Consider the following 12,387-nt stretch of genomic DNA (forward strand, 5'->3'; position numbering starts at 1 on the left):
TGGCTCCCTATGCATGCAGAGTAATTATTGAGCACCAAAGATCAACACGCCCTAATAAACAGTCGCCGTTTTATAAAAAATAAAGCACAAAAAATAAGTGAAACGATATCCGCTTAATGGTTTTGTTTCACAAACTCTAAAAACGCTCTATCTGCCTTAGATAAGTACCCTTTTTTTCTCCAAGCAATTGATATATCCAGAAAGATAGGCTCTTCAAAGGGAATAGAAACAATATCCGGTTCTTTTTCTGTCGCGAGTTCAAGCAACGCCGTTATTGCAAAATCACGTTTTACAATTTTAAGGATCACCGCCAACAAGTTAGTTTCAAAGGAAAAGTCGGCGGTTAATTTTTCTTGTCGGCAAATATCATCTAACTTTTCACGATGAAAATATCCCTTTTTAAACATCACCAATTCCTGCGAAAAGAACTCGGCATAAGTCAGTGACTTTTTACCCGCAAACTCATGTTCAGTATTCACCACAGCCACCATTTGTGAGCGAATGAGATGTTCAGAATCTAATGCTTCTGGTAAATTTCTCGCTTGGATAATACCAAGGTCAATTTCTCCATCGAGTAGCATTTTTTGTATCGATTGCGCACCGGCGTCAATAATAATCAGTTTTAATTTGGGATAACGACTTTTAAAGGCCATTAATACATCGGGAAAATAATAGCTTCCCATAATGCTCGGTACACCTAACCGCACTTCACCTTTTTCTAAACCTCTTAATTCTTTCATCGCTAAAGTGGCATCATCTAATTGCTGGATAATTTGTTTGGCATGCCCCAATAGGATTTCGCCTTCATGGGTAAGGGTTATTTTTCGTTCATTACGACGGAAAAGCTCCAGCTCTAGCTGCCCTTCTAATTTTTTAATCGCCACGCTTAAAGCGGGTTGTGCTATGTGTAACGCATTAGCGGCATGCGTAATGTTTTGATGTTTTGCCACCGCGGCAAAATAGGTAAGAAGTCGAGTATCCATGCTATAACCAAAAACTATTAAAGTGATAATTATTATATATTTTCACTATTGCAATGAACTTGCTACTGTTTCGATCTCGTTTCCTCTTGGTGATCACATCGATGATTGAATTTCGCAGTAAAGCTTATTATAAAGTCAGTGCCGCACTCGCTTTTGGCTCATTTTTAGTTTTTTGTAATCTGTATTTATTTCAACCTATGTTGCCCGTGTTAGCAAAAGACTTTGCCGTATCTGCAACACAAATTAATTGGTTACTCGCTGCTGGCACACTCACCCTTGCAATCATGCTACTACCATGGGCATTTGCTTCAGAGTTAATAGGTCGCCGTAAAATATTATTAATTAGTTTATTTTTATTACCCGTCATTGGTTTAACCTCGTTGTTAACAAACGACCTGGTACTTTTAATTATAAGTCGTGCATTAATGGGCATGGCATTAGCCGGATTTACTGCAGTCGCGGTCGCTTATATGGCAGAAGAATTTTCAGCTAAAGCATTTAGCTACGGGATTGGTGCTTATATCAGTGCAAATTCACTCGGTGGTATTTCAGGGCGAATATTTGGCGGCATGATAACCGATCATTTTAATTGGCAAACAGCTGTCGCTTGTATGGCGTTACTCAGTTTAGTCGGCGCAATATTAGTTGCGTTAGTATTACCTAAACAAAGTAATAAAACCGTAAAAAGTGTTCCCACCTCTCAATATCATCACGTTATTATTCAACATGTAAAAAATAAAAAGATTTTCTTCGCAATGTTAATTGGCGGACTTAACTTTGCGCTGTTCATGAATTTATATACGGTAGCTGGATTTCGATTAGTCAGTGAACCTTATTCAATGCCTGTGAGCATCGCATCGATGATTTTCTTATGTTACTTATCTGGTACGTTAAGCTCTCGATTAGTCGGTATTTGGTGTCAACGGTTTAGTCCTATTACAGGGATGTTCGCGGGGGCAACTCTAGGATTACTGGGTATGCTAGTGGCAAGTTATGATTCTTTAGTGGTCATATTAATAGGATTAAATTTATTGAGTTTTGGTGCTTTTTTCACTCACTCCCTTGCTTATGGTTGGGTGAGCCAGCAAGCTGAACATTCTAAATCTACCGCGACGGCTCTTTATCTCGTTCATTATTATGTGTCTGGCAGTTTAGGTGGTTTTTATCTGATGTATTGTTGGCAACATGGTCGTTGGACGCAGGTAATGATTGGGGCGAGTATATTATATGCCGTAATTTTTTGCTTATGTTGGCGCTTGGCAAGTTATACCCAAAAGCAAACGACGACGACATTACAAGTACAATAAATACCATCACTTAAGGTTCAAAGGCTTATTGTTGTCGTTATAATAGCAGTAGTGATGGTAATTGCAGTGATGAGACTTATAGCTATGATCGATGTAGTGATGATAGCTGGGACGGCGACAAAGACAGTCATTACAAATGAGAGCATTAAGAATACACTGTTTAACAGTCTAATTTTGTTTAGCTATGTTGCTTAGCTATCTAGTTGATCCACAGTAATAATAGGCAATGCACCATAGGCAACTTCTTGATAGGGATGAGCTTCTATCAATGCTGTTAGCACCGCTTTTAGTAGGCTTTCTTTACAAACCATTTCAACTCTATATTCATTTAATGCGGTTAATTGCTGCTGTTGACCAATATAAGGAGTGGCATTTTCTGAAGGTTTAAACTGTCCTTGCCCTAAAACTTGCCAAGAACATTGTTGATATTCTCCGACTTGTCCTGCACCTGCGTTAAACATGGCTGTTTTAACCGCTTCAAGGGATTCTTCTGGTACATAAAAGTGAATTTGATACAACATATCGGCCTTTCCTTTTTAGATGTCGATATTCGCTGATCAAAACGATGAGCGAGAGGATCTGCGGTTTACAACAGAAAACAGCAACCAACAAGGTAAGCAGACAAGTATAGTTGTCAAAATATCAAACCATGAATGATACTCGAGCTGAGTCATCACAAATCCATAAGCCATCATGCTTACAAAAGCGTAACAACCGACTTTAAAATTAACACTTAACAACGCAAATACGATGACAGCAACCGCCACCGTATGCGAACTAAAATTAGCCCCCATTGACTGCCACCAGCCAAAATACAGCTCTATAAAAGCAAAACCATAAGCATATAAGTAACCTGCTACAAAAGCGATAGCAAAGCTTTTTGTCATTGCAAAACGCAAGTAATAAACACCGCATAGCGCAAGAAGTGGTGAATATACATCAGCCATTATGGATAGCATTGTTGAGTCCTTTTTATGGCAATCGCACTGTATATAAACTGATTAAGTAAGAAGAATAATTAAGCATTTTTTTATAAAAACTTACTTAGCATACATTGCTTATCCTAATCGTTTGTCTTTTCTTGAGAGTAATCAACAGTATGGTCGCAGCTGTTCTGCTTTTCACAATCATTGATACCATCTGAATCAGTATCCCAACTTTTATGCATAGTGCTATTAGCCGTGATTTTATTCTTAATAGTAATACGTCTAAATGCTGCATGTTGAGCATCTTTTGGATCTAATGCCACCAGCTGTAATGTCACTTTATTCGACTGTGTTGGATAATCTGCTGCCGCTTGTTTAAGCCCATGACTTTTAAAGTGAACCTCAATAACCCCTTCTTGAACAAATACATTATCTTTGACAACGCTTTTCTCTTTAATAACTATCGCTTGTTCACGAATACGACTACCTAATAACTCAGATCTTAAATGTGTTGCTTGTTGGCTAGCAAAATCATAAGAAAACAACCCTATATAATCGAAAATACCACGACCTGCAGTATTAATAACAAAAGGCGCAGCGAAATAAGTAATGCCCACTCTATTGTCAGCTAACAAACTTAACTTAGACATATTTAAAAAGACGGAACCTCTTTCATAAACCGCTTTATCCTGACCATTAGTTGCCTCCTGTTCAGTTGCTTTTAGCTCAGGGGAAGAAACTAAGTCTTGATAATATCCACGAAGATAGATCTCTTGTTCGACTTGCTCTGCTTTGTCTAAACTCACTAGACGTTGATTATCAGGATACACAATCGAAACAGGATGAGGTTTAGATAACGACTGAAATATCATTTTTTCAGTTTTATCTTCACAGTTATTTTGATCAGCATTCCAATACCCATCAATGTTTGCGCAAGCCTCTGGCGTATTCGCTCTATTTTGCAAAAAATACGACACAATGACGATAACAACGAATACGACCAATACTTTACTCAAGGTTTTGAACATATTACTTCTCTACCGATAGATTAATGTCAGATAATACTCGTACAAACTCACTTGTTAGTGGTGCATGAATCTCGATTTTCTGCTCTGTTTTAGGATGGATAACACTTAAATAAGCGGCATGTAATAGTAAACGATGAATATCAAAGTTGTCTCTGAACATCGTGTTATGTTTACCATCTCCGTGTGAGGTATCGCCTACAATCGGGTGCCGTAAATGTTTCATGTGACGACGCAATTGATGTTTGCGTCCAGTTTTAGGCACTAGTTTCATTAATGAATAACGAGCACTTTGATAAGGACCAACGGCAATCGGCACTTCTGTTTGTGCTAAACAACGATACTCTGTCACAGCTTCTTGTGGCGGTTTAGTCATATCGGCTTTTTTATCTGCAATTTTGTCGTATTGATATTTCAGAGGATAATCTAACAGTCCTTGATCTAAGTGCCCTCGCACTACCGCAACATAACTTTTCTCGGTGGTTTGATCGACAAACTGTTGCATTAAATGGCGTGCGCTGTCTTTATCTAATACAAACAATAATACCCCTGACGTTGGTCTGTCCAAACGGTGCACTGGATACACATGTTGACCTATTTGATCGCGTAGCTTTTGCACAGCAAACTCAGTTGCATGAGTATCTAACCAACTACGATGAACTAACAAACCCGACGGTTTATTAATCGCCACAAGGTAATCATCTTGATATAAGATCTCTAATTCAGGGCTACTACTCTCAACCACAATATCTTGTTGCTCTTCAACCGTCGCCAGCATGGTATCGATATTATCAAGATCGTCTTCTTGATGGTCATGTAAACCTGGTTCTAATTCTGTTTGTTGTTTCATGTTACTCACTTGCAAATACATTGGTATAGAGAATGATAAAGCCATTTAGACTGACTTTATGCACATGCCTAAATAAGGCAGTTAAAAATTCGATTATTAAAAAGGTGATAAAAATTAAAAGATAATAACAATAACCACCACAAACTGCATGTTGCTATTGTTTCAAACTGAGTATTAGGATCAAAACAGAAAAAGTGGCATTAAACCATGGCTTGTAAAATATATTTATTTGATAAGCAACACAGTATTCAATAAGCTTTCTTATTAAAACCAGCACATCCGATATATTCATCCCATTTACTTTATGACTTTGAGAAATCCATTGCTTTGAGAAATCCATTACTTTGAGAAAACCATGCATCAACTTCTAACCAAAAAAATAAAGATTTTATTACTGCCATTCATTATTTTATCGAGCGCTGCTTTATCCAATACAATCTATGCAGACGATGGTATTCAAGAGCAAACCTTTGACCAGAAAGTTGATAAAGCAATAGCCCTCTCATTGGCACATCTAGAAAGCAGCGTCGCACTTATAAAAGACCCCACTTTATTTCCGACTTATGCTAACAAAGAATTGGCTTGGAATTTAAATACGTCTCATAAATGGACAGCTGGGTTTTATCCTGGCAGTTTATGGCAGGCTTACAAGCTAAGTGGTGATCAACGCTATCAAACTTGGGCAAAACAATGGACAGAGACTCTTGCAGATCAAGTTAATGATGATGGCAGCCATGATCTAGGTTTTAAGTTTATGTGCACTTTCGGCAATGCATTAGTATTTAGTGATGACATCGATAAAGAAAGTTACAAACAAACCATCTTAGCGGCAGCAGCAACATTAGCTAAACGTTACCAACCTAAAATAGGCTTAATAAGCTCTGATTGGGACGATAAACATTTTGAAAATTCGACGCCAGTTGTTAGCGACATTATGATGAATTTAGAGTTACTGTTATGGGCAGCAGAAAATGGTGGCGATAAAAAGTGGGCTGAATATGCGAAAATCCACGCACTAAAAACCTATAAAGATTTCGTTCGTGAAAATGGCAGTAGTTACCACATAGTACGATACAACAAAGATTCAGGCGCAATAATTAACAAAGGAACGCTACAAGGAGATGGCGATGAAACCACTTGGTCTCGCGGCCACGCGTGGATGGTTTATGGCATGGTCGTGATGTACCGCTACACTCAAGATCCAACGTATTTAAACTACGCTAAAACCTTATCTAACTACTTTATGTCACGACTTGCTGCAGATGGCATTTCGATGTGGGATCTTGATAGTAACATTTTACAACCTGACACCTCTGCATCAGCTATCTTTGCCTCGGCATTAATTGAAATGTCTGGTTATATTAAAGAGACTGGGCAACGTAAAAAGTTCACCAAGCAATATCATGTCATATTAAGCGCTTTAATGAGTAAACCTTATTTCATTGAAGATACCAGCAAAGCCCCAATCATTGATAGATCAGTTCATTATTATACAAAACCAAGTGCTATTGATGTTCCAGCCAGCTTTACTGATTATTACTTCTTAGAAGCGCTGAACCGCTATAAGCAAAGACAGCGTCAAGAACACATTAATTAATGAATGAGAAAGCTTCATGTAAGGTCTAATGTAAGAGGAAGAATGACGTATCCTAATTAAGTACATTTTATTTTAACTATCTTAAGGGCTATAAAATCACTTTTTTAATTATATTGCTTAAAACCTAAAAAGTGTCAGATTACTTTACAGTTAATGTTAATTTACAAAATTTATAGTAAAAAAGAAATTTAAGATCAACATGATACAACTATGGCACTTTAATTGCTTTATATCTAATATAGAGTATTAATTTAATTAAGCTAAAGAATTGGAATATAAGTTATGAAAAAAATCCTCAGTATGTTTATTTTTTTATTAATGAGCGCTTCAGTTAATGCTGCTGCATTATATGATTCAGGGCAAGCTACAAAAAACAGCTACAAATGTGTTGCTGAAGGATGTATCGGGTCAACTGAATGGTGGGTTATTTCTGAATTTACAGCAGATCAAGATTGGGATATAACCGGATTTGAATTTTTTGCTACCGATTTTAATGACACCAACCCTAATGGAGCAGGTCTTTCAAATTACCTATCAACTAGCTGGGAAATAATTTCTGGTGATGACCCGTATGGGGCTGCTTTGTATAGTGGCACAACTAAGGCTTCAACCAGCGATGCCTATTCATTTACAGATAGATTTAATGATAGCTTTGACGTAGTTTCATTCTTAATCTCTGATTTAGAAATTCTACTAGAGAGCGGAACTTATTTTTTAGCTGAACATCATGACTTTAGTGATGAGTCTCAATTTACTGCATTAGAAACAAATGAGAAACAAACTTATTACCATACAGATAGAGCTGGTGATAGATTTACTGGCGATAGTACACACGTTGTACAAGTAATTGGTACCGTACCAGAGCCAGCATTAATCGCTATATTTGGTTTAGGTTTAATTGGTTTAGGTTTTTCTCGTAAAAAGAAAAATGTGTAAATTAATTAGCTAGAAATAATAAGGCCTCGCTTAGCGAGGCTTTTTTTTGCTCTCATTTTAATTTTCTGGTTCATCACAGATAAGTAACAATGGTTAAAATAGTAAAGTAATGGCACTAAGAAGCGTTAGATTAGAGGCTTTATATCAACAAAATTAAAAGCTTAGTATAAAGAACCCCCTGTTATTAACAAAAACATAACATCATTAGTAATACTAATAAGCTTATTTTTTAATACTTTAAATGACACTATTGAATTATAAATACATCACTCAGTATAAATCTTTATATTTATGACCTTTCAAAAACGATTACTTAAATAAACCTCTCTTCACCTATATCTATACCTTCGACTTAAACAATCATAATCAATAAAAATAGAGTAAATAGTTAATTATTAAATTTATCTAATTTTTAGACATACATATAGTTTAATTTTTTATGCTTGTGTAACATATATAACAACATGCAAATCAATTGCTTAATGCTTATTCGATATCTTTAATGGTGTGATGAATTTTATAGTGAGTAATCATAATAATATTTATTTTGTTGTTTTAAAATTTCTTTGAATAACAAATTTTTAATATATTTTATGATCCAACAGCCATTAATCGTGACCCAAAAAGGATTTCAAGCTATCAAGGATTGATTAAATATAGACAGACGGTTATCCTGCACCCTCAGGTAAACATATAATAAGACATTTAGGAGTTAGACATGACAAAACCAGTAATTGGTTTCATCGGGCTTGGCCTTATGGGCGGCAACATGGTTGAAAACTTACAGACTCGTGGTTTTCAAGTAAACGTAATGGATCTTAACAAAGATGCTGTTGCTAAAGTAATTGCTCGTGGCAATGCAACTGAAGTTGCTTCAGGTAAAGAACTAGCTGAAAAAAGTGACATCGTAATGCTTGCACTGACTACTTCAAAAGTAGTTGAATTAGTAGTTTATGCTGAAGACGGTATCTTAGCTGGTATGTCTGAAGGCAAAACATTAATTGACTTCGGTACTTCTATTCCAGATTCTACTCGTAAAATCGGCGCAGCACTTGCTGAAAAAGGCTGTGGTATGATCGATGCACCTTTAGGCCGTACTCCTGCACACGCTAAAGATGGTTTATTGAACATCATGGCTGCTGGCGATATCGATACTTTCAACAAAGTTAAACCTGTTCTTGATGAGCAAGGCGAAAACGTATTCCACCTTGGCGCACTTGGTGCAGGTCACACAACTAAGTTAATTAATAACTTCATCGGTATGACGACAGTGACAGCAATGTCACAAGCATTTGCTGTTGCAAAAGCTGCTGGTGTTGATGGACAACAACTGTTTGATATTATGTCTGCAGGCCCATCTAACTCACCATTCATGCAGTTCACTAAATTCTATGCTGTAGATGGCGAAGAAAAATTAGGTTTCTCTGTTGCTAACGCAAACAAAGACCTTGGTTACTTCAACCAAATGGTTTCTGACCTAGGTGGCGAGTCTCTAATCGCTCAAGGTACTTCTGCTAATTTACAAGCAGCTGTAGATGCCGGTCTTGGTCAAAATGACGTGCCAGTAATTTTCGATTACTTCAACAGCAAATTAGAGAAGTAACTCGAATACTAACTACATTATCTTTCTATGAACCGATAATATAGTGAGTAAATTAAACCATTAATTAGTGACTTAATTAATGGTTTAATTCTATCTTCATATCAATCATTAGTTAATTCAATTATAACCACCTCTTGCTCTATATGACTTGTGCTTGATGTTTTTTTTAAAATCATATAAATCATATATTTAAATAATATGTGAACTAAATCCTCTTATGCAACTTGTTCATTTTTGAATCAAAAAACTATTTTCACAATACCTTTCTATCCCCACTTATCGTATGTAATCTTTTATTAACTAATAATTATAACCATTGAATGTTCCTCAACCCACTGTCACCACTACTTTTATAATATTTTAAGTAAAAAAAGCACAATATTAATTTTGCTTCTATACTTAGGCAATAAAAAACTTATTCACGGAAAAAACAATCAAAACAAGTAAATCAATAGCATTAAGCTATCAACTTAATTGAATTAAACCATTTCACATTTAAGGTTTTATGATCAATAGTTAACCTATAGAAAAGAGATTAAAACATAAAGTTTCCCCCCAACAACAAAGAGTAGAGGATAAAAATATGTCAGAGAGTAAATGTCCAGTTATGCACGGTGGTGCAACAACAACTGAAGCAAATAAGGTTTGGTGGCCAAAAGCACTTAACCTAGATATTCTTCACCAATATGATACAAAGACAAATCCATTAGAAGCAGATTTTGATTATCGTGAAGCAGTAAAAACACTTGATGTTGAAGCGCTTAAAAAAGATATGATTGCATTAATGACAGACAGCCAACCTTGGTGGCCTGCCGATTGGGGTCACTACGGTGGTCTTATGATTCGTATGACTTGGCATTCTGCAGGTACTTACCGCATTTCTGATGGTCGTGGTGGCGCAGCATCTGGTAGCCAACGTTTTGCACCGCTAAACTCTTGGCCTGACAATGCAAACCTTGATAAAGCACGTCGTCTACTTTGGCCAATCAAAAAGAAATACGGTAACAAATTAAGCTGGGCTGATTTAATCGCTTATGCTGGTACGATGGCTTATGAATCAATGGGTTTAAATACATTTGGTTTTGCTTTCGGACGTGAAGATATTTGGCACCCAGAAAAAGACATCTACTGGGGTTCAGAAAGAGAATGGTTAGCACCAAGCGGTAGTGAAGGTTCTCGTTACTCTGGTGAGCGTGATTTAGAAAATCCATTAGCAGCAGTAATGATGGGGCTTATCTATGTAAACCCAGAAGGTGTTGACGGTAAATCAGATCCACAAAAAACAGCCAATGATATACGTGTTACGTTTGAACGTATGGCAATGAATGATGAAGAAACGGTAGCATTAACAGCCGGTGGTCATACTGTAGGTAAAGCACACGGTAATGGCGATGCTTCACAAGTAGAAGCGGATCCTGAAGGCGCTGAATTAGAAGACCAAGGCTTTGGTTGGTTGAATAAAACTAAACGTGGTATCGGCCGTGATACGGTTACAAGTGGTATTGAAGGTGCTTGGACATCTAACCCTACGAAATGGGATAATGGTTTCTTTGACCTATTACTTAACTACGATTGGGAATTGAAAAAAAGCCCAGCTGGTGCAACACAATGGGAGCCAATTGATCTTCCTGAAGATAAAAAACCAGTTGATGTTGAAGATTTAACTACACGTTACAACCCAATGATGACTGATGCCGATATGGCAATGAAAGTAGATCCTGAGTACCGTAAAATTTCAGAGAAATTTGCTCAAGATCAACACTACTTTTCAGAAGTATTTGCTCGAGCATGGTTTAAACTAACGCATCGTGATTTAGGCCCTAAAGCACGTTACATTGGTCCAGACGTACCAAAAGAAGAACTAATTTGGCAAGACCCAGTACCAGCTGGTAGTACTAGTTATGATGTTGAAGCAGTTAAAGCAAAAATTGCTGCAAGTGATTTAACAGTCAGTGAATTAGTAACAACAGCATGGGATAGTGCAAGAACATACCGTAATTCAGATAAACGCGGTGGTGCTAACGGTGCCCGTATTCGTCTAGAGCAGCAAAGAAACTGGGAAGGTAATGAGCCAGAGCGTTTAGCAAAAGTATTAACAGTACTTGAAGCAATCGCAACTGAAAGCGGCGCAAGTTTAGCTGACGTTATCGTCATTGCTGGTAACGTAGGTATCGAAAAATCAGCAAAAGAAGCTGGCTTTGAAGTAACAGTTCCGTTCTCAGCAGGTCGTGGTGATGCAAGTGAAGAAATGACAGATAATGAGTCTTTTGAAGTACTTGAACCTGTACACGATGGTTTCCGTAACTGGCAGAAGCAGCATTACACTGTAACACCTGAAGAAATGCTACTTGATAAAGCGCAGTTATTAAATTTAACGGCTCCTGAAATGACCGTGTTAATCGGCGGGATGCGTGTTATTGGGACTAACTTCGGTGGCACTAAACATGGTGTATTCACTGATAACGAAGGTGCATTAACGAATGACTTCTTTGTTAACCTAACTGATATGAGTAACTCATGGATCCCAACGGGCCGCAACTCTTATGAGATTCAAGATACCGCAACAAAAGCAGTTAAATGGACAGCGACGCGTGCAGACCTTGTATTTGGTTCTAACTCAATTCTTCGTTCATATGTTGAAGTTTATGCACAAGACGATAACAAAGAAAAATTTGTTAAAGACTTCGTGTCTGCATGGGCTAAAGTAATGAATGCAGATCGTTTCGACTTAGCTTAATTCGAGAATATAACCATCGTTATCAATTAACACTAACTGATAACAATGAGTTTAAACTCTGATGGCTAATTAAGAAGCTTGAAAAGCTAAAAACTAAAAATCCCTGATGTTCATTCATCAGGGATTTTTTTTAAAATTTTACTTATGACAATAGCTTATGTACGGTTAATTAAAGTATTAGATAGCTAATGCGATGGGTTACGCATTCTACTTTTATAAAGTATGGGGCTATTCATTAAACCACACAACAATTCAGTAAATTTAGAATATACGGTTACTTTTCCTATAGAACAGGCAAAGCGATTTTTTAAGGAAAATGCACCTTATACCAATCACACTAATTAACTGATCTATTTTATTTGTTAAAATAATACCATTCCGCCTAATTATGTGATCTAATATATTCAATTATTAACTAATTAT

10 protein-coding genes are annotated in these 12,387 nt (G+C 36.8%); 5 read left to right on the plus strand and 5 right to left on the minus strand.

Annotation, left to right across the window (positions count from 1 at the left end):
* Positions 1 to 113: 113 nt before the first annotated feature.
* Positions 114 to 983, minus strand: coding sequence for a LysR family transcriptional regulator (locus V6255_RS17360; protein ID WP_341629272.1), 870 nt, complete (start codon positions 981 to 983; stop codon positions 114 to 116).
* A 101-nt stretch (positions 984 to 1,084) separates the two neighbouring features.
* On the opposite strand from V6255_RS17360, the gene V6255_RS17365 reads away from it, so the two are divergent.
* On the plus strand, positions 1,085 to 2,290 hold the full coding sequence (locus V6255_RS17365) for an MFS transporter (protein ID WP_341629273.1): 1,206 nt from the start codon (positions 1,085 to 1,087) through the stop codon (positions 2,288 to 2,290).
* Positions 2,291 to 2,481: 191 nt separating this feature from the next.
* Here V6255_RS17365 and V6255_RS17370 read toward each other — a convergent pair whose 3' ends face one another.
* From V6255_RS17370 to truC, 4 genes are all read right to left on the minus strand, one after another.
* The gene (locus tag V6255_RS17370; RefSeq protein ID WP_341629274.1) at positions 2,482 to 2,811 is read right to left on the minus strand and encodes an NGG1p interacting factor NIF3; all 330 of its coding nucleotides are present in this window, start codon (positions 2,809 to 2,811) and stop codon (positions 2,482 to 2,484) included.
* 36 nt (positions 2,812 to 2,847) lie between these two features.
* A complete protein-coding gene (locus V6255_RS17375; protein WP_341629275.1) occupies positions 2,848 to 3,249 on the minus strand; it encodes a hypothetical protein in 402 nt (133 codons plus the stop codon).
* 104 nt (positions 3,250 to 3,353) lie between these two features.
* Positions 3,354 to 4,244 (minus strand): hypothetical protein, encoded by an 891-nt coding sequence (locus tag V6255_RS17380; RefSeq protein WP_341629276.1) that lies wholly within the window; start codon positions 4,242 to 4,244, stop codon positions 3,354 to 3,356.
* 1 nt (position 4,245) lies between these two features.
* Positions 4,246 to 5,019 (minus strand): tRNA pseudouridine(65) synthase TruC, encoded by a 774-nt coding sequence (gene truC / locus V6255_RS17385; protein ID WP_341629280.1) that lies wholly within the window; start codon positions 5,017 to 5,019, stop codon positions 4,246 to 4,248.
* A 427-nt stretch (positions 5,020 to 5,446) separates the two neighbouring features.
* Here truC and V6255_RS17390 point away from each other — a divergent pair, with 427 nt between their 5' ends.
* From V6255_RS17390 to katG, 4 genes are all read left to right on the plus strand, one after another.
* On the plus strand, positions 5,447 to 6,688 hold the full coding sequence (locus V6255_RS17390; protein ID WP_341629277.1) for a glycoside hydrolase family 88 protein: 1,242 nt from the start codon (positions 5,447 to 5,449) through the stop codon (positions 6,686 to 6,688).
* A gap of 282 nt (positions 6,689 to 6,970) precedes the next feature.
* Positions 6,971 to 7,624, plus strand: a complete 654-nt coding sequence (locus V6255_RS17395) for a PEP-CTERM sorting domain-containing protein (protein ID WP_341629278.1) — start codon at positions 6,971 to 6,973, stop codon at positions 7,622 to 7,624.
* 718 nt (positions 7,625 to 8,342) lie between these two features.
* Positions 8,343 to 9,227, plus strand: coding sequence for an NAD(P)-dependent oxidoreductase (locus V6255_RS17400; protein WP_160060795.1), 885 nt, complete (start codon positions 8,343 to 8,345; stop codon positions 9,225 to 9,227).
* Between the two features lie 583 nt (positions 9,228 to 9,810).
* Entirely contained in the window at positions 9,811 to 11,964 is a 2,154-nt protein-coding gene (gene katG / locus V6255_RS17405) for a catalase/peroxidase HPI (RefSeq protein WP_341629279.1), read from the plus strand.
* The last annotated feature ends 423 nt before the right edge of the window (positions 11,965 to 12,387 follow it).

The organism is Psychromonas arctica (genome assembly GCF_038155225.1).
GTDB lineage: Bacteria > Pseudomonadota > Gammaproteobacteria > Enterobacterales > Psychromonadaceae > Psychromonas > Psychromonas arctica_B.